Raw genomic sequence first — 23231 nt, 5'->3', positions numbered from 1 at the left:
AGCCAGGAAAGGGTCTGTGGAAAACGCAATAATTGAGTAGCTATATTCATCTCCCCACCCGCCAATAATTCATGCACCGCTTTCAACCAACTGTGTAACGGTGACTGTATCCCCGGTGTACCCTCCGGGTCATAAAAAACCGGTAAGTTGTGTTCAGACTCCCCAGCTGAAATCAGGACACCTTTGACCTCGGGATCAAGTACGCCAATATTCAGGCTTTCCTGACAGACCCCCGTTTCTGTATGGATCAAGTCTCTGGCATAATTGGCCTGTTCCTGTGGACCGTACACCAGGTTTAACTGATCATCCGATAGCCCAAGCGGTCTTGCCTCCCAGGCTGCCCGGAGGGGTCGGCCAAATTCATCAAATGAAATAAGATCCTCCTCATTGGAACAAAAAATGACTGACTGTAAATCCACTCCCTGCTTAGCCGCATTTTCCAAAGCCGTTTTCCCCAAGTCCGGAAATCCGGACACCCCTAATAAAACAATACATTTCACACCCTTCGGGACCACGGATTGACGAACCCATCTTCTCCTCGCATCCATTGGATCAATCATTCTTCCACCCTCCAATTTCTCCCGGTATACTTTTTCCAGTCTGGCCAAATCCGACCACCTGTCCTGCTCGGCCCACTTCTCAGTTATCCGGCTCTGTTCCACAGATTGACAGTCATGGTTTGCCTCAGCCAGGGTCTCCCGTAACTTCACCAATGCACCGGCCATCGAAAGCCCCCACGAAACATCAAGCTCCTGGGGTAACCGGGGAAACAGATCGGGGTATTGGGATAAATCATTTTCCTTCAGAATTTCAACCCACTTGGCAAGTACTTGGATGGGGGTGGCAATACGAAACCCATCCAGGAAATCTCCCTCCGGTTTAATCAGGGAGCCCGGCGTGCTCCACCTCGGTAAAAGGCAAGCCGTGGACTGCTCCTCCGCATATTGGGCGAGGGCTTCACTTAACCGACGCGAAGCGCCGCTCGTTTGAGTAATTACCCAAAGGCGGGATAAATCAATAAATTGCTTTCTGCTGGACTGGGCCACCAACCAATCCACTCCGCTCTCCACCGCGGACCCTTTCCAGGGAATTGCATTTGTAGTAACCTCCATCAAAAAGTCGGCACTAGGCCGCCTGTAAAGTCCGCCCACTCAGTATAGGCAGAATCGATTGAAAGATTTTTCGCACCACTGGCACGGCCACGGAATTGCCAAATTGTTTGTAAGATACATTGGGGCGGTCGTGCAGTGTAAAACCATCGGGAAACCCCATCAGGCGACGGCACTCCTCGGGATGAAGCCGGCGGATTTGCCCGTCGATTAAATACATGCCCGTTTTTGCCCCAATCCCACCACCAAATGCAGAAAGGGTGATAGCATGGCCTTTCGGACTGTATACCCGTTCTCCCTGTCCGCCCTTCCCCACGGTGCCAATTCGAAGTGTTCGGTTTTCCCGCTCTGTGGGCATTTTTTCTTTGAGTCGCAAGTCCGAGCGCTGGATAATCAGATCATCAAGCCTGCGGTCGCCCTTGGGTAATAAAATATCCTCCACCGCCACATCCTCATCGCTTGGCACGGGGAATTGAAAATCCTCGATTCCGAGCTCTTTTCGAAAACAGACAAAATAAACCCGTTCCCTCTTTTGAGCCACTCCATAACGGGAAGCATTGAGTAGGGAATAATGTACCTGATACCCGACCCGATTAAGCAGTTCAATAGTCTTCGCCAATGTCTCTCCCCCTCCATGACTTAGGAAATTCTTTACATTTTCCAAAAAAAGAACACTGGGTTGATGGTGCCGTGCAATCCGTAAAATCTCGTGCAGTAATGTACCCCGTGCATCCTCAAATCCACCTTGATTCCCCGATATACTGAAGGGCTGACAGGGAAAACCGCCACAAAGCACATCATGGGGAGGGATTTCTGCAACCCCCACCTGACCAATATCACCCGCTGGTTCTTCACCCCAATTCTGGGCGTAAATCAACCGGGCATCCGGGTCAATATCCGAGGAAAACACACACTGACTTCCAGGGGATTTTAAGGCATGCCTAAACCCACCGACACCACAAAAAAGATCAATATAATTTACTTTTTCCATCTCCAAATCACCACTCCCTTAGGAGTAGTAAGTGGAATAAAAAAGCGCAATAAGAAAGGATTTATTTTTTACACATCACAAAGCTCGACCGCTTCGGTCAGGCCTTTTACCGGATCGCGGGTGGGAATAAATTCCTGCCCCACAAAGGCTTTATATTTGATATCCAGCAAAGCCTTCATAATTGGAGGGTAATTAATTTCCTGTTTATCATCGAGTTCGCCCCGGCCCGGATTACCCGCGGTGTGCACATGTCCGATCATATCCCCGCACTCCCCAATCCGGCGGATCACGTCCCCATCCATGATTTGTACATGATAAATATCAAACAATAGTTTCACCCTTGGCGAGCCCACTGCATTTAAAATATCCATACAGTAATCCGTGTGGTCACCCTGATACCCAGGGTGTCCTTTATTCGGATCAGTATCATCCCGACTGTTCAGCATTTCCAGGCAAATCGTCACTCCTTTTTTCTCGGCATACCCGGCTACTTTTTTAAACCCTTCAATACAATTCTTCGCTCCCTGTTCACGGGAAAAATTCTCCTCGTACCCGGTGAATGCAATCACATTGGGGCAGCCAAAATCTGCTGATTCATCAATTGCCTGCTTCGTCGCCTTGATGAGCCACCCATGATATTCCGGATTATTATAGCCTTTAATAAATGGAGGACCATCCACCGGAATGCCTGAAATCGCACAGGTCAGGCCATGCTTTTTTAAGACCGGCCAATGCTTGGAATCAATCAATTCCACACTCTTACAGCCCAGCCTCTTTGCCTGCTGGCAGGTTTCTTCCACACTCCAATGCTTCGCAAAACACCAGGACACCACAGATTGATTAATCCTGCCTTTTCTTACTCCCGCTTTCTTCCCCTTTTTTGCACCGCTTACAATGGCGGGCCCAGCCATTGAACTGGCAACCAAACCGGTGGCCATACCTTTAAATAAATTTCTTCTCGTGGAAGGCACCAATAAATTACTATCCGATTTTTGATTTTCGCTCATGGTAAAATCATTTTCTAAAAGTTGATAGTCTGGCAAGAGTAATGTTTTACCCAGGCCAAATTCTTACCCTATCTCTTCCAGAAAACCATCGAGAGCAACAGACCGATAAACGCACCCACCGCATCCGCCGCCGCATCCCACACATCTGGATTCCGTGCATTCCCCATCCAATCCTGAAAGCACTCATCCCCAATTCCAAAGCAGGCACAAAAGGCAAGCAACCCCCAGGGAAACCCGACACCCCCCTTTCCAAAAGCACCCCAGGCAAGTATTCCCATTATTGCATACTCAACTAGATGAAGTGCCTTATCCGAAACCTTGACTGGGATCTCTGGTATATCCCCTGAAGAAACCGACGATAGATACAGAACCGCCCCACAATACAAAGCCAATATAATTTTCCACTTTCCCATAATCCCCATCATTTCAGACTCCGATTTTTACGCAAATATTTTTTACCCAATCGCCCTGTATTTTAAGCAATTTCTTGCTATTTCATAAACCGCCTCTATTTCTACGATACATGAGTCATTATATTGCCATGAACCGCTTTAGAATTGTCAAAGGCCACGAAAAAGATTTCGAGGAAATTTGGGAAACCCGAACCACCTATCTCGAAAACGAGCCTGGCTTCGTAAAATTTAATTTACTGAAAGGACCCGAACGCGAAGACCATGTACTCTACGCCTCCCATACTCTATGGAATTCCGAGAACGACTTTGAAGCATGGACCAAATCGGAGGCATTTAGGAAAGCCCATTCCGGAGCCGGTAACCGCGGTCACCTGTACCTCGGCCATCCCGAATTTGAAGGCTTCGGAGTGGTGGACGGGGCAACCGTTGGCTAGTTCAAAAAGAGGTTGCGTACCCGCTTATCTTGCCAAGGAGTATTCGGATGGTGCGGTCCGCTTGCTGGTACACAGTGAATCGCAACGGGCTTTCTGCCCTCGCGATGACAAGATGGGGAAAGAAATGGTAGCGAGCACAATGTTGTCATTGCGAGGAGGGAGCGGAAGCGGACGACGCGGCAATCCATCGGGTCTCGGGGGATGTGGGCGGGTTTATCTCTTCGCTTGCTGGTACACAGTGGATCGCCACGGGCTTACGCCCTCGCGATGACAAAAGTGAAGGAGAGAGTTGTGGTAAAATAAAAAATGAAATCTTTTACTTCTTTCGCGTCCGTTTTTGAACCTTCTTGTAGATTAAATCATTTTCCCGCTTTCCAACTGTAATCACATAGACAACAATTTCATTTCGATCCACCTCATAGACCAGTCGATACCCAGCAGATCGAAGTTTGATCTTATAATAATTTTTAAAACCTCTCAGTTGATCAGCCGGAATGATTGGATTCAGAATTCGCTCACCAAGCTTCTTTTTGAACTGTTCACGGATAACATCTCCTATTTTATTCCACTCCTTCCAGGCACTTGGAAGGAATTTTAGCTTATAAGTCATCCAGACTTACTTCCTGGGCTAATTTCTTTTCCTCTTCTCGCTCCTGAATGATGCGGGATATATTCAAATCATCCAACTCCTCCATCATCCGTTCGTATTTCTCCGCAGGCACCAAGTAAGCTGTCGGTTTATTATGATTCAAGATCGCAATTGATTCACCATCCGATTGCTCGATTAATTGACTGGGGTTCTTCTTAAGTTCAGAAACACTCGCCGAAAAAGTACTTAATACCGTATTCATAATTAACCTAAATATAGCACTTAATTTAGTACTTACAATGAAATTTTACCACTTTGGTTACAAGGATTGTCATTGCGAGGAGAGAACGTAAGTGAGGGACGCGGCAATTTATCGTGTCTTGAGAGGACGCGGACGGGTATTCTCTTTGCTCACTGGTTCACAGTGGATCGCCACGGGCTTTCATCCCTCGCGATGACAAGATAGAAAATCACTCTCGTTTTAAAAACAAAAGATTTTATCCATAATCCTCCCGAAAGCTTGACAAGAGGGGTACCCTTTCCACAAGTTCAAAATGTGGAAATTATGGAAGCAGTGATTTATGGAATGGCGGGTATGAGTGTGGGCTTAATTGCCCTGGTCATTTATGTGGTGAAAAATAGAAACCTCAAAAATGAGGACTCCAAGGAACTCCAGTTAAAAATAAGTGAGCTGGAGGGTTCCGCACATGCACTGGCAACTGAAAATCGCCTGCAAAAGGAGGAGATTCAACAGGGCCAGCAGCTCGAAGCAGAGTTACGGGAACAGCTAAAACAGGCGGATCATGAAAAAGTGCAAAAGGCGACTCAGAATATAGAGTTAAACCGGAGGCTGGAAAATCAAATTGAGGAACAGGAAAAGATTGCCAAGCAAATGCAGGAACGTTTTGAAAATCTGGCCAATAAAATTCTCGAGCAAAAGAGTGCTAAGTTTACCGAGGCAAATAAGGAAAATATCAAAGCCGTACTCGAACCCTTAGATAAAGATATCCAATTGTTTCGAAAAAAAGTGGAGGATATTCACGAAAAAGATCTCAGCCAACACGCATCCCTCAAAGAATTCCTTGGAAATATGCAACAAAGCCAGGCTCAATTGAGCGAGGAGGCGAGAAATTTGACTCATGCACTCAAAGGAGATTCCAAAAAACAGGGAGACTGGGGAGAATTTATCCTCGAACGTACTTTGGAAGCATCCGGTTTAATCAAGGGCCAGGAATTTTCGATGCAGGAAACTTTTGACCGTCAACGACCGGATGCGATTATTCGCCTGCCCGAAAACCGGGCCATTGTAGTGGATGCCAAGGTATCCCTGACTGCATACGAACGTTCGATCTCATTGGAGGACGAAGAACTGCAAAAGGGAGCACTGAAAGAACACCTGCAATCGGTAAAAAAACATGTCGATGAACTTTCAGAAAAGGATTACTCCGCAATCGAGCAGATCAATACACCCGATTTTGTACTCCTTTTTATTCCGGTTGAACCTGCATTTGGAGCCGCCTTACGGGAGGATCCTAATCTGTACCAATATGCTTTTGATCGAAAAATTGTGTTGGTGACCTCCACCACCCTGATGGCCACCGTTAAAACAGTGGCCAACTTATGGAAATTGGAAAAACAAAATAAGCATGCTCACGAAATTGCCCGACAGGCTGGAAATCTCTATGATAAATTCTGCGGTTTTTTGACCAATATGGATGATATTGGAAAGGCATTGCAAAAAGCTGCGGAGGCACATGAAAAGGGTTTCGGACAATTATCCAAAGGGAGTGGGAATTTAGTCGGAAGAGTGGAAAAGCTGAGGGATCTAGGGATTCAATCCAAAAAAGAATTACCCGTCTCTTTTGCCCAGTTTGACAAGGTTGATTCAGGCGGGGATACAGAACAGCAGGATGAACTTACTTTGGAAGAAGATCAGGAGTTGGACCGCACTGCCTAAAATCTGCCACCTTACTTCTCCAATCAGTTATTGCGGAGGACGAGTTAGAAAACCGCTTTACCAGGGAGGTTGTTCATCACTCGGAAAACTCTCTGGTTTCCCTGGTTGTCAAATTGGTTTCTATTTCCGGGAAGAGTCGCGGACTCCTTTTTCGAAGAAACCACTTTTCCGGGCAGACTGGCCAAATGAATATAAGAGGGTTGCTTTAAAGACGGCCCTCGAAAGACAGGGTCCTCCTCTTTTGGTAGATCCGGTTCTACGAGGTGAGGAGCTCGGTCCATTCCTTCCATACCTGGACCCCGATTATCCAAAACTTCATCGAGGTGGGCCAGCGTCTTCTCTCGAAAGATCTGCATCGAATCCACTTTACCCAACCCTCGAAGTTCCTGGTTTACTTGTTCAAAGTAACGCAGTGTAAATGCATCCACTTGCGGGTCAAGTGAGGGAAACTCTTTATTATTATCTGCCAACCATGTGGCAAAGGATTTATAAATCTCCTCTATCTTGGCATTGATCAGATCTTTATTAACTTCCTTTCTAGGCAAGACCTGCTTGGCAATGAGATTATTCCCGTGGGGAAGAAACTCTTCGACTGGCTGAATATCGGCAGGGGAATTGAGTCCCGCAGGATTTTTAATCTTTGCGAACGCTTTATTCGGAGGAAGAGATGGGGATAATTTCAAACCCACAATTTCACGAAGTTCCTCCAATCCCACCCGATCCTTGCCCAATTTATCAAGCTGGGTATTAATAAATGAGAGTTGGCCCTTAATCATCCTAGAACCATTACTTGATTTTCCAGAATCCATCTGTGGATTACCGGATTGTTTATAAAAATCTGCCATCGATTCAATGGATCGGCGAATGCGGGTTTCTGCAAACTTACGGGATGCTGAATTGGGTGCGTAATCTTCATTTCCAGGAGCATAATCATGGGCAGTAATCGTATTGTCATCATAGTATTTTCGAATCCTTGCAAGTAGTCGATCTACCGTATGCTTGGACCTGCCATTCAATCGCATTTCCTCTCTCATGCTTCTCTCCCACCCTTCGATATTAGGGGGCGATGAAACCTTTGTACTTTTTATACGGGGTGCATAATAAAACATTGCCGGAGATGCGGGCGGGGAGTTCTGTACAGTCGGGGGGCATTTCTTTTGAGGAACGAATGTATTGTGATTGGCGGGAATGAATCGCGGCACTTTGTTGGCTTGTTCGAATTTTCCCCTAACGGGAGGAACGAACTTACCTTTTTGAAAAGATTTTTCATCAATAACAAACTTTCGATTTTGTTTACTGTTTGGCTTACTATAACCAAGCTTAGTACTATCAGGTAATTTTAAACGATTTTCTAAACCCTCTTGAACTGGTGGAATAAACCGAGGTGAATCGGGAGGACTGAAAACAACTGAATTGGGCGAAAACAGGCCGCAACAATCGATTAAGCTATTCGAAAAAAGCTTCGAAGTTACGAAAAAGAAAAGAAGGAGCAAGAGCGACAATAAGAAAAATTGAATTACATTTGTGAATTTCATACTTAGTATAAATACACAAATACTCCACCCGAGCAAATAGTTTATTTAATAATTTAACTTTGTTCGTGAAGTGATTTTCCATTATCCATTAATTATCATTTATTTATGTAAATTATAAATTAACAGACAAAATCTATTGATGATTAGTGCCACCCTTATAATCACGAGTTAGATCTTTAAGAACATTTACAATTTCCCGAGTAGTTAATCCGGTTGCATCCAGTAAATTACGATCAATACCGGAACTCCCTCGAAATGAGGAACTGGAACTTTCTTCCACATTGATCAATAATCCATTTCCAATTCTCGCTAATGCCTGCCCCAGAGGAAAAGAGGTAGAAAACAAATCTTGAACAGAGTCTTCGATAAAGGAAGTGATTACATGATCAAATCCAATATCGCCCAATGCGCCTGCAGTCCATTTCGCACAATCATTTCGATAATCGTCGAAATTATTTCCACTAAGAAATTGAACCTGTACCAGTTTCTCAAATGAGACATGTCCAAAATTGAAAAATAAACCACAAAGATAAGCGTCATCAGCGCTTAAATCCAATAAGTCATAGTAATGTTTAGTAAACCGAGCTAATATAACAGAACGTTTCTTCAGGATTGTCCCGTTTATTCCAAGTAAACCTAATGGCAATTGGAACACCTCCTGGTTCATCGTGCGTATGGCAAGACTCTTCAAGAAACTTAATCCTTTCTTAAATAGAATCTCTTTGGCAAAACCCTCACTATCTTGATTAAATCCAGCCCTACGAGTCAACTTATCCAATAATGACTGATTCTCGGAACACAAATTCAAAACATCCTCCAATGTCGGATCCTCCTTATTGATTAACTTTTCAACCCTTGGAAGTAAAGCAAGAGAAGAATAATCCTCTTGCAGAATAGTTGATAACACTTCATCACCTGTTGCTATTAAGTTCATTTTTATGTAATATTTATTGTTTTTACAATAAACCCACGAATAACTATATAAGTCAAGTTACTACTATTAAAATATGTTTTATTTATTACTATAGTACCTTTTTTCGACTCGTTAATTTAGTATTCTCTAATCAGAATACTCCTTTAGAAAAATTGAATTAACCAAACTACAGAATCAAATTGTGTAAATCAGTATTGCACATATTTTTTTTATTCCGCTACACTCCTACTATGAAATTTCCGCTCGTTTTAATTTTTTTATTTTCTACATTCTCACTCTATCCAAAATCTCCCAATATTCTATGGATAACCGCAGAGGATATGAGTCCTGTACTAGGTTGCTATGGATACGCGGACGCGAACACCCCCCATATTGATGCATTGGCCGAGGAAAGTGTTCGTTACTCCAAGGCTTTTGCCTCGGCACCAGTTTGCTCGCCTTCCCGCTCTTGCCTGATCCAGGGTTCCTACCCTCCCACACTTGGCACACAGCAGATGCGCTCCGGGTTCCCTCTGCCTTCTGGCATGAAAGGCTTCCCTGCCCTGCTCCGCAAACAGGGATACTACACCACCAATAATGTAAAAACAGACTACAATTCAGGAAACTACCAGGAGATTATCAAAAGTTCATGGGATGAGAATTCTGTCTCCGCTCATTGGCGAATGAGGGAGGATAAGAACAAGCCTTTCTTTTCTGTTTTCAACCTAATGACTTCCCACCAAAGCCGGTCGATGGTATGGCCGCATGAACGATTTGAAAAAGAAATTCAGTCCAAACTTAGCACTGATCAGATCCACAATCCGGCAAAAGTCACGATCCCGCCCTATTACCCGGACACTCCGGTGGTACGCAAGACTGTGGCCCGCTTTCACGACTGTGTAACTGCCATGGATAAAGAAGTGGGCGAAATCCTCAGGCAATTGGAACAGGATGGACTGTCGGAGAACACAATTGTTTTCTTTTTCTCCGATCATGGATCCGGGATGCCCCGACACAAACGGGCCCTGCTCGACTCCGGCATGCATGTACCGCTCCTCATTCGGATTCCTGAAAAATGGAAAAATTTCGCCCCTGACCAGCCGGGCTCAACCACTGATCGAATGGTCGCTTTTGTTGATTTCGCATCTACTGTGCTGAATCTGACCGGAATCGATATCCCGTCCTACATGCAGGGGAAACCTTTCTTGGGCCCAGAACAAGTGAAAGCACGAAGGTATGTATTCGGTCACCGTGACCGGGTGGATGAAGTGCGCGACTTGGCCCGCTCGGTCCGCGATCAGAACTTTCTTTATATCCGCAATTACATGCCCCACCTCGGTTACAACCAACCGACTGCCTGGCCTGATCTGGGTGAAATTAGGCATGAATTTTACCGCCTCGCAGACCGAAAAAAGATGACTTCTCCACAATGGCATTTTGCCGGACCCACCCGTTCGGTTGAGGAATTGTATGACTGTAAAAAAGATCCGCAAAATCTTACAAACTTGGCCGGTTCGGCTGCACATAAAAAGATTCTTACCCGACTACGCGGTGCACTCAACCAACACCTTAACCAAACACGGGACCTTGGTTTTCTGCCCGAGTATGAAGCCTGGAAACTATTCGAAAACAGCTCAGGTTGGGAGGTGGGAAAGTCGGGCAAAATAGATCTTCAGGCGATAAGGAAAGCCGCATCGCAAGTTGGCCTGGTTGGGGAATCAATCCTGATTGCCAACCTTAAATCCACCAACGAGCTTGTTCGCTATTGGGGTGCAATTGGACTCTGCGCCCACAAAGAAGAACTGGGAAAAGATGCAAAAAAAGCTCTCAATAATGCCCTGAATGATCAGTCGCCCTCGGTGCGAATTGAAGCGGCCAACACCCTTCTGCTCCGCGGGAAACCTGCTCCTGCCCTATCGGTCTTGATTCAGGAGTTAAAGCATGAAAATTTAATCGTGGTGACCCATGCCGCTCGAACCATCGAACTATTGGGCAAGAAAGCCAAAAAGGCCCGAAAACAAATGGAGGAATGCCTGGTTCGGGCCCACAAGATCCGACCACCCGACCTCTCCCCTGTAATCGTACTTCCTGGAGATCAGGATATGGCTATGTTTGTCGGATTTTCCTGTCAGGCATTTTTAAATAAACTAAAACAGAAGTAACAAAAAAAGGTGCCAAAGACCGCAAATAAATTCGAACTTCGTCCGATGGAAACGGATGAATGGAACGAGGTGGCTGAATTGATTCACGAGTCCACAAATTCATGGTATGTGGCCAATGGAAAAAATCCTATCTTCAACGGCCCGCCTTCAGATGCCCTGCTCTTTTGTGAGGTCTATGAGGCACTCGATCCGGGGTGCTGTATCCTGGCAGTTTGCCGAGAATACGGAAAGATTGCCGGCTCCTGTTTTTATCATCCCCGCACCACTCATGTTTCCCTCGGGATCATGAACGTTCATTCGGATTTTTTTGGAAAAGGAATCGCAAGTTCCCTTTTATCCTGGATAACCAGCTTTGCTGAAGAAAAAAAACTGCCTGTCCGTCTGATTTCAAGTGCCCAGAATCTCGATTCCTTCTCGCTTTATACGAAAAAGGGTTTTGTGCCATTCCTCAGCTTCCAGGATCTATTCATCCAAGTTCCAGCAAATGGATTATCTCTTGTTGAGATACCCGATAGTGAAAGCATTCGGGAAGCTGTAGCCGAAGATATTGCGGACATGGTTGAACTGGAACTGGAATTGGTCGGAATTGAGCGGGCGAAAGACTTTTCTCATTTCATCAAAAATTCAGAGGGCATTTGGAAAACCCTTATTTCCCGGGACAGGGATGAGAAACTGCTTGGCTTTCTATGCTCAGTAAATCACCCGGCGAGCCGGATGATCGGTCCCGGTGTTGCCCGGTCAGAAAATATCACAACTGCTCTTCTTGCTGCTCAACTCGATTTTTTTCGCGGATTCAGTCCCGTATTCCTGCTTCCAACTAATGCCGCAGAAGCCGTAAAAACTGTCTATTCATGGGGAGCTAGAAATTGTGAAATTCATTTCGCCCAATGCTTGGGAAAAAAACCAACCACGAGAGGTGTCATTATGCCCACCTTCATGCCCGAGACAGCATAAAATGAGAATTGAAAGGGTTTCTTAAAATGGAAAATCTGTTTTCTTATGGCACCCTGCAATTAGAAAAAGTACAGCTAGAAACTTTTGGAAGAAGTCTTTGCGGAAAAAAGGATGTCCTAATCGGTTATGTGATTTCAAAAATCAAAATTACGGATCAAGCTGTTCTTGCAAGAAGTGGAACTGAAATTCACCCAATCCTCCGTTACACTGGAAACCCTTCCGATGAAATAGAGGGAGTTATTTTTGAAATTTCCAAGGAAGAACTACAACAGGCGGATACTTACGAGGTTAGTGCCTACAAACGAACAGAAGCCAATTTCAAGTCTGGAGCAACAGCCTGGGCTTATGTGGCTGCAGAATAAATATTGGAGACTTGGATTAAATTTTTAAAAACCATTTTTCAGTGCAACTGAAAACGGAGCATTAATTCTTCCCATACCATTCCGGGGTACCGAACCAGTCGTGCATTTCTTTATCAAAGGGAGCGACCACTCCTACGGGTTCAGGAAACTCTCCCTGATCCTGGGTCTCCACGATCCAAGTATTCAAAGCAGTACGCATTTGAAGGAGTGCCAGACGATGCTCGGGCTTTGCGGAGCTAGCAAGGTTGTTTATCTCATGCGGATCCGCCTCGGTGTCAAATAGTTGCTCCGGAGAAACTGTGGGAGACATAAGATCAGCCGGTGGGCCCGTTAATTTTCCCGCTGCCATTAATTCACGCATAAGTGGCTTGATCGGAAAACATTTTTCTTTGTATCGGTTCAAAGATGTAAAATGACGATCAGGGTAGTAATTACGTAGGTAATGATATTTCTTTCCCCTGACACTACGGACTCGGTTAACAGTCTCATCTACCCGGTCACGAGCGGAAAAAGCATAGGTTCGCTGAGGACCAACACGGTTGCCCAGGAAAACCCTTCCGTGCATCCCAAAAGGTTTTTTTATCCCAGCAAAACCAAGAGTCGTAGGCGTAATGTCAATTAGGCTGACAACTTCGTCTTTAACCGCACCTACACTGTAATTTGCAGGGGCAGGAAAACCTGCAGGCCAACGGATGATCATGGGCACATGAAGCCCACTATCATAACACCAATGAATACCCCGTGGCTCGATCCGTCCATTATCGCCAAAAAACATAACGATGGTATTATCGGCCAATCCATCCTTTTTCAGGCGCTGGAGCACTTTCCCAATCGTCTTGTCCATACCCGAAACGGAATTCAGGTAGCGAGCCCATTCCGCACGCACAACGGGATGATCAGGATAGTACGGAGGGGGAGTTACATTTTTTACTGTGGCAATCTGTTCATGGTGCTTTTCACCCTTCCATTCAACTCGGGGTTGGCGCCAGGTGTTTCGGTCATAAATATCGTATTCGCATTCCAGGGTGTTCATCTGAGCAAAGAAAGGCTGATTCTCTTTCAGCTCTTCCCACTTACCTCCATCATAGAGTTTACCCTCATTAACAAAATTAAGGTCAAGTTTTCCTGATCCGATCTCTTCTCCATTCATCGTCTTGAGATTCGCGGTAAAGTATCCTTCATCCCTTAAGCGATGGGTAATGGGCCGGACGCCTGCCGGCAAACGGTAACCATCTTCTCGATGGGAACGCATATTATGTGTATCTGTCGTGGTCTGGTACATACCCACAAAAAACGCACTTCGGCTGGGCGCACATACCGGGGAAGTTGAAAAAACTTTTCTGTAACGCTCTCCCTGGGCAGCGAGCTTATCCAAGTTAGGCGTTTTTACATTCTTCGCCCCGTAGCAACCAAGATCAAGTTTTAGGTTTTCTCCTACAATCCAAAGTATATTGGGTTTGTCCCTTGAAAAAACGAAGGCAGAGGTAATGAGGGAAAAGAGAGTAACACGAAATATATTTTTATTCATTGGTCATTTTTTTATTAGTTTTAACATAGTTTCTCCAAAGCCACGGCCCACCCGGGAAAAAAATATGGTACTACCCAGGTAGTGGTACGGTCGATCGGAACCAATTTTTTTCCACTCTTCAAAATTGTCCCGCCATGTGGGAAAAGCTTCATCCGCTTTTTTGTCCCAGTAGACATCAGTTGGGATCGCGATTACATTTCCCTTAAACTCATTGACCTCATTCATGGATGCCTGGGCGGCCTTCACGACTGCCATATTTCCGGCCGCTTGCTTAAAGCCGTTCTGCCCCATGATACCAATGACAAAGGGGAGGTTGGGTTTGCCCAAGTCCTCACGTACATCCTTGATAAAATTCTCCATATTGTTTGCGTACTCTTCCTCGAAACCATTGTACATATCATTCCATCCCTGAAACCAAACAAAGCCAGAAATTTCATACCCCTGCCCTTGGTAGGAGGGAAATCGGGCCTTGAGAGTAGATAGACAATCCTGCACCTCCCTGATCATTAAACGGTAATAGTAGCCATGACTCTCAATCACCTCCTTCCTGTACTGGTCGGAATTTTCTTTCCAAATTTGATCGATAGATTTCTCCACCTGTGCCTCCGCTTCTTTTCTAGATGCCTTCGGGTCTTCTTTCTTCAATTGATTCCATTTTTGCTTCACCCGGTTATTATGATCCCTCTTCGCCATACTCATTACAAATTCATCTATTTTTTCATTGGATGGAATCCCCGAACTGGGTGGGCGAAAATCTCGGCCAATGCTTTTCCCTCCCCATGCAGTTTTGATCAGCAGAACCTGCTCGGTAAACTCATCGCCCACGGTGTTACCAAATTCAAGTTCCGGTCCAATTTTCCCTGGTGAACCATAGCCCACAGTTAGGTTTCCCCTTCGGCCTAGGTAATCAATCCAAATATCATCCCGTTCGATATATTCTCCGTCTCTGTGTAAATGGGCAAAAAAGTCTTTGGTATCCGAAGCCAGTATCTGATGATTTAACAATGGATCAATCCCGCCCTTCCCCTCCATGTTTGACTGGCCTGCCAATATGAAAACCTGAATGGGAGCTTTAGCAAAACCCTGAGGATAAAAAATTGTAAATAGAACAAAATACAAAGTTTGCGAAAGGAGTCTCATTCAATCTTTAGTTCAGTTTAAAAGAAATTGACGCAATAAGAAAATCAGTCATTTCTAAATTATGTTTTATCCTCCCAGTAAAAAATTTGTCGTTTAATCTCACATTTTGAAGGCCCTATCTCAAAAAAGTAGACGATGGATTTGGCTGCTTGGAATAACCCTCATATTGTGGTTCACATACCCAGTAATTCGGGTCGGTGTGTTCTTTATTTTTGACCCAATCCCTGAAGATCGGGCTATCACGCTTAACAAAAACCTGATAAATGACGCCAGTGGGTTAAACGAAACCAACCACTCAGGGATCATCCAACTCCCAGCCGATCTTAATCAAAGTATTTCCCTGCTCCAGGAAACCCTGAATCAAGCCACTTTAAAAAACAAAAGAATTATCCCGCTCGGTGCTCGGCACTCGATGGGTAAACAGAGCATTGGAAGAGGAGCCATTCATATCGATCTTTCCAGGCTCAAAGCAATAAAGATGGAAAGTGGATTACTCCATGTTCAGGCAGGAGCGAGGTGGAAGGAGGTTCTGCAATTTTTGGCTCCACTCGGGTTGTCGGTTGAAGTCATGCAGAGCAACGCCGATTTTTCTATCGGAGGAACGCTCAGCGTGAATGCACATGGTTGGCAACCTGATCGACCACCGGTGAGTTCGACCGTTGAAAAAATTACCTTACTTAATGCAAACGGTGAGCTACTCACCTGTTCGAGGTCAGAAAATAAACAGGTTTTTAAACATGCCCTTGGAGGCTATGGATTATTCGGAATTATTCTCGAAGCCTGGATCAGACCGGTTCCGAATGAAATCCTCAGATCCACTCATCAAATTGTTACCTGCGAAAATTTCAACAGCCAGTGGAATAAAATTAAAGAAGGTCCAATCCGGCTTGCATTTGGACGACTGTCCGTAGCACCGGAAACATTTTTCGAACAGGTACTTCTTACAAGCTATCAAACAACCGGAGAAATATCCAAGTTACCTGCTGAGTATGAACCAACTCCCAAAACCTCACTGGCCCGGGCCATTTTCCGGGCCTCCTTAAACAGTGCAAGGGGGAAATCATTCCGTCAATGGATGGAAAACTTGATCGGTGGAGAAGCCGGGGGAATCCATTCGAGAGCAAACCTGCTGATCGAACCGGTGCGTATCTTTACCAATAACGATAAAGATAAAACTGATATTCTCGTTGAAATTTTTGTACCTCAGGCAAAATTTCCTGATTTCATTTACTTGGCACGAGAAATAATGCGTACACAGGCAGACAGTCTTCTCAATGTAACGATCCGAGAAATCTCACAGGATAGGGACACGGCTCTACCTTATGCCAAAAAAGATATGTTCGGATTAGTAATGCTATTCACGATTGATCGCACTGAGGAAGCAGAAAAAGCTTTATTGCCAAGCGTAAGTGGACTCATCGACATTGCTCTTGCACAAGGGGGCACTTTTTACCTGCCTTATCGAAACTACGCTAATACAAAACAGTTACTGCAGGCGTACCCGGAACTGGAAAATTTTATTTCCTCAAAGAAAAAAGCAGACCCAAAGGAAATATTTGCCAGTGATTTTTATTCCTATTTCCTCCAATCGGCAGATTGGAAAAATGTGATACCTTAACGGGTTTCTTTCAGTGCAGACTCATAATCTGTACCACTCAGTACCTTTTTCAAAGCGGCATAGTCCGATTCTAAAGATTCCTCAAGTACTGAGTAATACAGTTCGGAATGATAATAACAGGTTGCCACATCGGCATCAATTAGCTCCACATCATCCTCCCGAACGGTTGGCATTCGAAGAAGACGACCACGGGTAAAATTCTTTAATTTGAGAATATAATCAGAGGCATTTAAGGAAATTATTTTCTTCATCAATATCGCGTTTTTCAGACGGTTTAAGTCACCCAGGTTTCTAAGAAAGATTACCTGCTTTGCAGCAGTTCCAGGAGTCCGCTTATTGGACTCTAGTAACAAGGATCGCCAGGCTTGATCATCTGGGCAATCCACTATTTTTATTTCCGGCACAGGTTCGTGAAGAAGTTCATTAATTTCAAGGGAATTTCGGTGCATTCGGAAGCACAAACCAAAGGCTTTCCCGCTTTGCTTCTTTGCCAATACAAAGGGAGCTACATCCCGTAAATACTCGGCCAGAAAACGAACTTTTATTCCATCGCCTCTGTCTTTCGACTTTTCGAAGAAAATAAGTTTTTCTACATCCAAAACATCGGATGCTTGTTGCCTTTTCAGCACTTCGTAAATCTGCCTTCGTACCAATGCACCTTCTCCCGGAACCGCATCATGAGCAAATTTTTCATAGGGATATTCGGTTGATAATTGAGGATGATCGGTGACCACTCGGTCCACAGCACTTTGTAATTGTTGAAGGCCTTTATTTTCGGTTAAATATCTGAGATCAAAGGTATCTTCTGCACGAATTCGATAAGCGTCTCGAAATAAACGATGTCCAAATTGATCAAAAAGATCGTCATCTTTGGGCATGCCCGCATGTACCGGACTATCTTCGGGTAATACAGAGGGAGTGATTACGATGATAACCTCTCTCTTCTGCCCAGTCTCATTTTTAGAACGGAAAAGAGCACCCAAAAAGGGAATATCTCCTAATAGGGGTACCTTTCTTATGGTCTGTTCTGAATCTTTTGCGATTAAACCACCCACGATAAAAGGAGTGTCATTTGCAATTCGAGCATAGGTCTTAACCTCTCGAATTGATAAAGTTGGTGCAGTGGCAAGAACGATTGAGTCCTTACCCAGCACTTTTTCATCTTTACCGGGAACCCGTGCAGAGACCGCGGCATTGATCTGTAAAGAAACTTCCGTTCCATCGCGATTGATGCGAGGTCGAACCGCAAGTTGGATTCCTGCCACAACATCACGAAAATCTACCGCACTTACATAGTCCTTCACAAATTTTGTGTTCGCAATAGGAATCCTTTCAGAAACATTAATAAAGGCCATTCGATTATCCAATGTAAGCACACTGGGGCGGGACAAGACCTGAGCGGAACCATCTTCAACCAATGCCTGAAGCCGCACGTTGAACTCTCGGAATACATTGGTAATCGTCGCATCAAGTTGGGCGCTACCAGCAGCAGGATAAGCTATCTTCCCCAGTACTAAACTATCGTTTGTACCATCCAGTTTATCTTGAATAAAATTGTTGTCAGATATCCCTTCTCCTCCGCTATTAAAATCCCACTCCACGCCAAGTTGATCTAAAGCTTGGGAGGAGATCTCCAGTACCATTGCCTCGATCATAATTTTGCGTGCAGGTAAATCGATTTGTTCCTGAATTATTCGCCTGACACGACCCGCCTTTTCCGGTGCTGCGGCATCAAAGAAGAGGAGGAGTTCATTAATTGGATCTGTCTCCGTTTTGGGGAAGACTTTTTCGTGGTCAGGGATCGTTTCATGAAATGCAGTTTCAGGAACCGCCACCACGACGGGCAACTGGGTCGGGTCAATCGGTTTTTTCGGATCCCCGATATTGATGCCATAAAAATTCAGTAATTGAGCACAGCGACTGGGATCGACATAGCTCAACCGAATCCTTTCCGACTTCATTTCAATCTCTACACCTCGAGTATTTTCAGCATTTTGTCCGAACAGTGTTGAAACCAATATCAAGAAAAGACTAGTGAAAGAAGGGGAGAGATATTTCCTCATGATGAACTTGGTTTATTCGGAACTGTTTTAGCATGCGGATGACTGGAAGGGAAAAAATCGGTAAAAAAAGTTTGGATCGTACGACCCACTCCAATTTTTTTGGAGCGAGTGATGGATCGCGCTTCTTCTTTTTGAATCTTCCACTTGGTCTTCATAATTCGATCCTGACCGAGGACCATTCGCTCATTGACTAACGACAGGAAATCACCATTCCGACTCGCTAACTCGGCAACCACTTCTGGATCAAAAGCTAATACCACCGAATCAGTAATTGCAGATATTGTTGATAAGCGAGTGCCTTTGTGCAAAACCCCTTCCGCCCCGAAATGAATCCCCGATTCTAATCGTTCCACTTTTGCCCGAAACTCCATGTCGGCAACTTCAATTGAGGAGCATAATAACCCTTCTGCGAGTAAATAAAAAGTATCTCCAACATTTCCTTGGCGATATAAAAACTCTCCGGCTTTTAAGTCTTTTCGTTTCACTTTCTTGAGAAGTGCAAGACAATCCTCCTTGGACAGGACCTCAAATAATTCACTCCTGGTGAGAACTTCGTCAAAATTATCGTCCCGTGCTGATGCAATTAATGGCAAACTCGATGCGGTATCGAAATACAACATTTCTTTTTCCATTGAAGGAGTCAGTCCCGCCCGTGCCAAGTGTTCGATCACACTTTTATTAACCACATGCTTGGATTCCCTGGGTGATATTTGAGCAGGCAGAATAAAAAATCTGACCGCATATCGCTGTCCGGTTGACAAAGCTTCATCGAGAAGGACTTCCGGAGCGGGTTCTACTAAAATTCTTTTACTTCCTGCCACTGACTGCACACCCGACATAAGTACTCTGATTGCCCGATCGGGTGAGACGGAATAATCGAGAATAAATTGAAGATCGATTCGAAAATGAGGCTTAGGCTGCATGTAATTAGTAAGAATTGCTTCCCCCATTTTACTATTCGGCACCACCACTAAGTTCTTGGCAGTGGTCTTCAATCGGGTTGTCCTCCAATTAATCTCCACTACTTGACCCACGATATGAGTCTCTCTTCGGTTTTGGTGAACCATAACCCAATCTCCGATTTGAAAGGATTTTTCAATATGCATTGAAAGCCCTATAAATATATCAAGAATCACATTGCGAAGAGCCACCCCTATTACGATGCTGACCACCCCAGAGGTTGCCCATATTCCTGTGACCGACTGCTTAAAGACAGTGGCCAATATGCCAATCAATGCCACTCCAAAGATACAGATCCCGGTAACATCCTTCGGCAATCTCGGGACCGAACGACCGGATATACCCGCAATTAAACCATCCCAAATAAATACGGTTACCATTCGTTGAACAAGAAAAGCAGTAGATAACCATAACCCGATTTGAGTCCCATACTCGACTACTTGATGCACCACGAGTGAGGCATTTCCTAAAAAACGAGCCAACAATTCTTCTTTGCTGACAATTGAAATAAGAAAAAACAAAAATGCAGATACTGGGATCCATAATCTTGCCAGTAAAAAAACGAGTGGTACTTCCTGCTTTGGCTTTAATTCTTTATCTTTCACTACTCAATTTTCCTTTTTTCCTTTTTCTCGAAAAACCGATTCCTCATAGTTTTTCATTAAGCGTGCCATCATTGCAAATTTTGGTATCGGCACCTGTTCACCATCATGGCGAATCACTTCGAGCATTGCCGAAAGACTCTGATTTACAAACTGATTAAAATTATAGGCTTCCCCTAAATCTGAACAAACTCCCTTTATTTCATCAAAAGTCTGCTCGGGAACCCGAATCGTGATCGTTTTTCCTTTGGCCATCAGTAATAACGAAACGAACACACATACAATTGCATTGCAAGTTTAATATTAATTTTAAACAATTTGTAATTTAATTATTGCAACGCAATACAACTAGAGTGAAAAAAGAATAATTAAATATGTCTAAAAATTACTTGATTGGATATTATATTGTAATAGAATTCTAACAAACACTGTTATTAACAAATAAAAGGTCCTTATGAATGGAAAAAAATGCTTTGAACTGCCCAGTCATTTTTCTCGTCGAGAATTTATGCATGTTGGGTTTATCGGTGGATTGGGATTAACATTAGCTGATTTCCTTAGATTAAAATCACACGGGGCACAGAAATTTTATAAATCAAAGGAAGGAACTGCCAAAAGCGTCATTCATATTTATCTCCCCGGCGGAATGGCCCATCAAGAATCTTGGGATCCAAAGCCCTACGCTCCACTTGAATACCGTGGTCCTTTTAAAAGTATTCCCACCAAAATTCCGGGCGTCCATTTTAGTGAACAATTTAAGGAGTCTGCAAAAATTGCGGATAAGATAACAGTTTGTCGATCCATGAGTCATGGCGAAGCAGCACATGAACGTGGAACCCACAACATGTTTACCGGATATCGCCCCAGTCCTGCCCTGTCCTACCCGAGTATAGGTTCTGTGGTTTCACATGAATTTGGTTCTCGGGAGAACCTCCCTCCTTATGTTTGTATTCCCAAAGTGCCTAATGAATTTGCGGGAAGTGGATATTTAAGTTCATCCTATGGCCCATTCGGATTGGGTGGAGACCCTGCAAAGGGAGATTTTAAAGTTAAGGACCTTACCTTACCCAACGGAATAACCGAAGATCGTTTTAATAAGCGTAGGTCTCTGTTGAACACCGTGGACGATCACTTCAGGCAGATGGAGAAATCGGACGCACTCAGCTCAATGGATAATTTTTACAATGATGCTTATTCCTTAATCAGTTCGAAAGAAGCTCGGGAAGCGTTCGACATGAAAAAGGAAAGCGATAAGACCAAAGAGCGATACGGTAAAAATGAAGCCGGGCAAAGGATGCTCCTATCCAGAAGACTTGTGGAATCGGGTGTGCGCTTTGTATCCATGACTTATGGAGGATGGGACATGCATTCTAATATCGAACAGGGATTTAAAAAACAGGGGCCTGAACTGGATAAAGCATTTGCTACTCTTATTTCTGACCTTGATGAACGCGGATTACTGGATAGCACGTTGGTGATGATGACATCTGAGTTTGGAAGAACACCTAAGATTAACAAAACCAATGGTCGCGATCATTACCCCAGAGTCTTCAGTATTGCACTTGCAGGTGGAGGCATTACTCGTGGTCAAGTATACGGATCATCCGATGCATTTGCCACCGCACCGGAAGAAAATCCACTCTCAGTTGAAGATTTGGCAACCACAGTCTACGATCGGTTAGGTATTGTGGCAGATAAAGAATTAATGGCCCCGGGCGATCGTCCCATTGAAATTGTGGATGGCGGAAAAGTGGTCAAAGAACTGTTGGCCTAATTTTTCTCAGTGCATATTCTCAATTGGTTTTTCCCAATTTGGACTAATTTGCTCACCTTGCAAATTACCTTAATCAGCGCAAGCCCATGAATTTTCTAGTCCGTTTGGTTCTTCCTGCAATAATGTGTTCAGCTTTTTTAGTTCATGCTGCTGAACCTATCATCACAAATGTTTTACCTCGGGGGGGACAAGCCGGATCCGAAATGGATGTTACGATTTCCGGGAATCGCCTCAAGGAGAGCCAAGAAATATTTTTTTATGGGAAGGGCATCACCGCATTCGATGTAAACGCGACCAATGATAAATCCATTCAAGCCAAATTTAAAATTTCCAAGGATGCAGAACTTGGCCAGCATGAGTTAAGGCTTAGAACCAAGTCCGGTATCAGCACTCTTAAAACTTTTTGGGTGGGACCCTACCCTAACCTAGCTGAAGAAGAACCTAATACCTCTATTGAAGATGCTCAAAAAATTACGATCAACCACACAATCAACGGTGTCGTTAAAAACGAAGATGTTGATTACTTTGAATTCAATGCAACCAAGGACCAGAGAATCTCATTAGAAATTGAAGCCATCCGTCTCTCGGGTCCTCTCTTTGATCCATACATAGCGATTCTTGATTCAAATCGATTTGAAGTCGCAACATCCGATGATACAGAACTGCTTCTTCAAGATAGCACTCTCAGCACTATTATCCCAAAATCCGGTCAGTATTTCGTAGAAGTAAGGGAATCATCCTATCGAGGCGGTAATAACTTCTATTACCGGCTTCACATTGGAGATTTCCCGCGACCTTTAATTGCTTTTCCTTCTGGGGGACAGGCGGGTAAGTTACTCGAGGTAACTTTTTTGGGAGATCCAACCGGCCCCATAAAAAAGAAGATTCAATTACCAAGTAAAGAAAACCTTGGATTTGGATATCGTGTTGAACAAAATGGTTCGATCGCTCCTGCTCCCAATGCAATTCGGGTCTGCGAATTCCCTTCGATTTTAGAAAATGAGCCTAATGATGGCCTAAAAACAGCAAATGTAACTGAGCTTACCCTCCCATTGGCTTTTGATGGAATTATCGAAAAAGAAAAGGATGTGGATTTCTTCAAGTTTAAAGCCAAGAAGGG

The 23231-nt window shown here is 44.3% G+C and carries 22 protein-coding genes; 9 read left to right on the top strand and 13 right to left on the bottom strand.

Going from position 1 to position 23231, the window contains the following annotated elements:
• The 4 genes from ACKPQ5_RS08470 to ACKPQ5_RS08455 all read right to left on the bottom strand — a co-directional run.
• The coding region (locus ACKPQ5_RS08470) for a hypothetical protein (RefSeq protein ID WP_407678672.1) at nucleotides 1-1112 on the bottom strand (1112 nt) is incomplete at its 3' end.
• A 13-nt stretch (nucleotides 1113-1125) separates the two neighbouring features.
• Complete coding sequence (locus ACKPQ5_RS08465; protein ID WP_407678671.1) at nucleotides 1126-2100, bottom strand: DNA cytosine methyltransferase; 975 nt, start codon at nucleotides 2098-2100, stop codon at nucleotides 1126-1128.
• Nucleotides 2101-2168: 68 nt separating this feature from the next.
• Nucleotides 2169-3107: a hydroxypyruvate isomerase family protein gene (locus ACKPQ5_RS08460; protein ID WP_407678670.1), complete on the bottom strand. Its 939-nt coding sequence runs from the start codon at nucleotides 3105-3107 to the stop codon at nucleotides 2169-2171.
• A gap of 68 nt (nucleotides 3108-3175) precedes the next feature.
• Complete coding sequence (locus tag ACKPQ5_RS08455; RefSeq protein ID WP_407678669.1) at nucleotides 3176-3520, bottom strand: VanZ family protein; 345 nt, start codon at nucleotides 3518-3520, stop codon at nucleotides 3176-3178.
• Between the two features lie 110 nt (nucleotides 3521-3630).
• On the opposite strand from ACKPQ5_RS08455, the gene ACKPQ5_RS08450 reads away from it, so the two are divergent.
• Entirely contained in the window at nucleotides 3631-3954 is a 324-nt protein-coding gene (locus ACKPQ5_RS08450; protein ID WP_407678668.1) for an antibiotic biosynthesis monooxygenase family protein, read from the top strand.
• The gene (locus ACKPQ5_RS08445) at nucleotides 3947-4225 is read left to right on the top strand and encodes a hypothetical protein (RefSeq protein ID WP_407678667.1); all 279 of its coding nucleotides are present in this window, start codon (nucleotides 3947-3949) and stop codon (nucleotides 4223-4225) included. The genes ACKPQ5_RS08450 and ACKPQ5_RS08445 overlap by 8 nt, the downstream gene beginning before the upstream one ends.
• 45 nt (nucleotides 4226-4270) lie before the next feature.
• On the opposite strand, the gene ACKPQ5_RS08440 is transcribed toward ACKPQ5_RS08445, so the two are convergent.
• Together ACKPQ5_RS08440 and ACKPQ5_RS08435 are read right to left on the bottom strand one after the other, a co-directional pair.
• Nucleotides 4271-4564 (bottom strand): type II toxin-antitoxin system RelE family toxin, encoded by a 294-nt coding sequence (locus ACKPQ5_RS08440; protein WP_407678666.1) that lies wholly within the window; start codon nucleotides 4562-4564, stop codon nucleotides 4271-4273.
• The gene (locus ACKPQ5_RS08435; protein WP_407678665.1) at nucleotides 4554-4805 is read right to left on the bottom strand and encodes a type II toxin-antitoxin system Phd/YefM family antitoxin; all 252 of its coding nucleotides are present in this window, start codon (nucleotides 4803-4805) and stop codon (nucleotides 4554-4556) included. The genes ACKPQ5_RS08440 and ACKPQ5_RS08435 overlap by 11 nt, the downstream gene beginning before the upstream one ends.
• A gap of 258 nt (nucleotides 4806-5063) precedes the next feature.
• On the opposite strand from ACKPQ5_RS08435, the gene rmuC reads away from it, so the two are divergent.
• The gene (rmuC, locus tag ACKPQ5_RS08430; RefSeq protein ID WP_407678664.1) at nucleotides 5064-6500 is read left to right on the top strand and encodes a DNA recombination protein RmuC; all 1437 of its coding nucleotides are present in this window, start codon (nucleotides 5064-5066) and stop codon (nucleotides 6498-6500) included.
• A 44-nt stretch (nucleotides 6501-6544) separates the two neighbouring features.
• Here the strand turns inward: rmuC and ACKPQ5_RS08425 are convergent, their stop codons facing one another.
• Both ACKPQ5_RS08425 and ACKPQ5_RS08420 read right to left on the bottom strand, forming a co-directional pair.
• Complete coding sequence (locus ACKPQ5_RS08425) at nucleotides 6545-8035, bottom strand: hypothetical protein (RefSeq protein ID WP_407678663.1); 1491 nt, start codon at nucleotides 8033-8035, stop codon at nucleotides 6545-6547.
• A 133-nt stretch (nucleotides 8036-8168) separates the two neighbouring features.
• Nucleotides 8169-8969, bottom strand: a complete 801-nt coding sequence (locus ACKPQ5_RS08420) for a hypothetical protein (RefSeq protein WP_407678662.1) — start codon at nucleotides 8967-8969, stop codon at nucleotides 8169-8171.
• Between the two features lie 230 nt (nucleotides 8970-9199).
• Between ACKPQ5_RS08420 and ACKPQ5_RS08415 the strand changes: the two genes are divergently transcribed.
• Genes ACKPQ5_RS08415 through ACKPQ5_RS08405 form a run of 3 tightly spaced genes read left to right on the top strand, consistent with a single transcriptional unit; the run spans nucleotide 9200 to nucleotide 12426 of the window.
• Nucleotides 9200-11110, top strand: a complete 1911-nt coding sequence (locus tag ACKPQ5_RS08415) for a sulfatase-like hydrolase/transferase (protein WP_407678661.1) — start codon at nucleotides 9200-9202, stop codon at nucleotides 11108-11110.
• 9 nt (nucleotides 11111-11119) lie between these two features.
• The gene (locus tag ACKPQ5_RS08410) at nucleotides 11120-12064 is read left to right on the top strand and encodes a GNAT family N-acetyltransferase (protein WP_407678660.1); all 945 of its coding nucleotides are present in this window, start codon (nucleotides 11120-11122) and stop codon (nucleotides 12062-12064) included.
• Between the two features lie 26 nt (nucleotides 12065-12090).
• The gene (locus ACKPQ5_RS08405) at nucleotides 12091-12426 is read left to right on the top strand and encodes a gamma-glutamylcyclotransferase family protein (RefSeq protein ID WP_407678659.1); all 336 of its coding nucleotides are present in this window, start codon (nucleotides 12091-12093) and stop codon (nucleotides 12424-12426) included.
• A gap of 61 nt (nucleotides 12427-12487) precedes the next feature.
• On the opposite strand, the gene ACKPQ5_RS08400 is transcribed toward ACKPQ5_RS08405, so the two are convergent.
• Nucleotides 12488-13954, bottom strand: a complete 1467-nt coding sequence (locus ACKPQ5_RS08400; RefSeq protein ID WP_407678658.1) for a sulfatase family protein — start codon at nucleotides 13952-13954, stop codon at nucleotides 12488-12490.
• A gap of 3 nt (nucleotides 13955-13957) precedes the next feature.
• Nucleotides 13958-15094, bottom strand: coding sequence for a sialate O-acetylesterase (locus ACKPQ5_RS08395; RefSeq protein ID WP_407678657.1), 1137 nt, complete (start codon nucleotides 15092-15094; stop codon nucleotides 13958-13960).
• Between the two features lie 106 nt (nucleotides 15095-15200).
• Between ACKPQ5_RS08395 and ACKPQ5_RS08390 the strand changes: the two genes are divergently transcribed.
• Nucleotides 15201-16712 (top strand): FAD-binding protein, encoded by a 1512-nt coding sequence (locus ACKPQ5_RS08390; RefSeq protein WP_407678656.1) that lies wholly within the window; start codon nucleotides 15201-15203, stop codon nucleotides 16710-16712.
• Here the strand turns inward: ACKPQ5_RS08390 and ACKPQ5_RS08385 are convergent.
• Genes ACKPQ5_RS08385 through ACKPQ5_RS08375 form a run of 3 tightly spaced genes read right to left on the bottom strand, consistent with a single transcriptional unit; the run spans nucleotide 16709 to nucleotide 20592 of the window.
• A complete protein-coding gene (locus ACKPQ5_RS08385; RefSeq protein ID WP_407678655.1) occupies nucleotides 16709-18775 on the bottom strand; it encodes a type II secretion system protein GspD in 2067 nt (688 codons plus the stop codon). The two genes, ACKPQ5_RS08390 and ACKPQ5_RS08385, sit on opposite strands and share 4 nt — an antisense overlap.
• Nucleotides 18772-20340, bottom strand: a complete 1569-nt coding sequence (locus ACKPQ5_RS08380) for a mechanosensitive ion channel family protein (RefSeq protein WP_407678654.1) — start codon at nucleotides 20338-20340, stop codon at nucleotides 18772-18774. The genes ACKPQ5_RS08385 and ACKPQ5_RS08380 overlap by 4 nt, the downstream gene beginning before the upstream one ends.
• Before the next feature lie 3 nt (nucleotides 20341-20343).
• Nucleotides 20344-20592, bottom strand: a complete 249-nt coding sequence (locus ACKPQ5_RS08375; protein WP_407678653.1) for a hypothetical protein — start codon at nucleotides 20590-20592, stop codon at nucleotides 20344-20346.
• Between the two features lie 199 nt (nucleotides 20593-20791).
• On the opposite strand from ACKPQ5_RS08375, the gene ACKPQ5_RS08370 reads away from it, so the two are divergent.
• Nucleotides 20792-22111, top strand: coding sequence for a DUF1501 domain-containing protein (locus ACKPQ5_RS08370; RefSeq protein ID WP_407678652.1), 1320 nt, complete (start codon nucleotides 20792-20794; stop codon nucleotides 22109-22111).
• 86 nt (nucleotides 22112-22197) lie between these two features.
• Nucleotides 22198-23231, top strand: a 1034-nt coding sequence (locus ACKPQ5_RS08365) for a PPC domain-containing protein (RefSeq protein ID WP_407678651.1), incomplete at its 3' end; no start/stop codon positions are given.

The organism is Candidatus Seribacter sulfatis (genome assembly GCF_964187635.1).
Taxonomy (GTDB): domain Bacteria; phylum Verrucomicrobiota; class Verrucomicrobiia; order Opitutales; family Seribacteraceae; genus Seribacter; species Seribacter sulfatis.
The sequence above is the reverse complement of the archived record's forward strand: the minus strand, read 5'-3'. Positions and strand labels throughout refer to the sequence as shown.

Coding starts and splice junctions, on each gene's coding strand:
- ACKPQ5_RS08465 (WP_407678671.1), bottom strand. CDS start 2,100: ATGGAAAAAGTAAATTATATTGATCTTTTTTGTGGTGTCGGTGGGTTT.
- ACKPQ5_RS08460 (WP_407678670.1), bottom strand. CDS start 3,107: ATGAGCGAAAATCAAAAATCGGATAGTAATTTATTGGTGCCTTCCACG.
- ACKPQ5_RS08455 (WP_407678669.1), bottom strand. CDS start 3,520: ATGGGAAAGTGGAAAATTATATTGGCTTTGTATTGTGGGGCGGTTCTG.
- ACKPQ5_RS08450 (WP_407678668.1), top strand. CDS start 3,631: ATGAGTCATTATATTGCCATGAACCGCTTTAGAATTGTCAAAGGCCAC.
- ACKPQ5_RS08440 (WP_407678666.1), bottom strand. CDS start 4,564: ATGACTTATAAGCTAAAATTCCTTCCAAGTGCCTGGAAGGAGTGGAAT.
- ACKPQ5_RS08435 (WP_407678665.1), bottom strand. CDS start 4,805: ATGAATACGGTATTAAGTACTTTTTCGGCGAGTGTTTCTGAACTTAAG.
- ACKPQ5_RS08425 (WP_407678663.1), bottom strand. CDS start 8,035: ATGAAATTCACAAATGTAATTCAATTTTTCTTATTGTCGCTCTTGCTC.
- ACKPQ5_RS08420 (WP_407678662.1), bottom strand. CDS start 8,969: ATGAACTTAATAGCAACAGGTGATGAAGTGTTATCAACTATTCTGCAA.
- ACKPQ5_RS08415 (WP_407678661.1), top strand. CDS start 9,200: ATGAAATTTCCGCTCGTTTTAATTTTTTTATTTTCTACATTCTCACTC.
- ACKPQ5_RS08405 (WP_407678659.1), top strand. CDS start 12,091: ATGGAAAATCTGTTTTCTTATGGCACCCTGCAATTAGAAAAAGTACAG.
- ACKPQ5_RS08400 (WP_407678658.1), bottom strand. CDS start 13,954: ATGAATAAAAATATATTTCGTGTTACTCTCTTTTCCCTCATTACCTCT.
- ACKPQ5_RS08395 (WP_407678657.1), bottom strand. CDS start 15,094: ATGAGACTCCTTTCGCAAACTTTGTATTTTGTTCTATTTACAATTTTT.
- ACKPQ5_RS08385 (WP_407678655.1), bottom strand. CDS start 18,775: ATGAGGAAATATCTCTCCCCTTCTTTCACTAGTCTTTTCTTGATATTG.
- ACKPQ5_RS08375 (WP_407678653.1), bottom strand. CDS start 20,592: ATGGCCAAAGGAAAAACGATCACGATTCGGGTTCCCGAGCAGACTTTT.
- ACKPQ5_RS08370 (WP_407678652.1), top strand. CDS start 20,792: ATGAATGGAAAAAAATGCTTTGAACTGCCCAGTCATTTTTCTCGTCGA.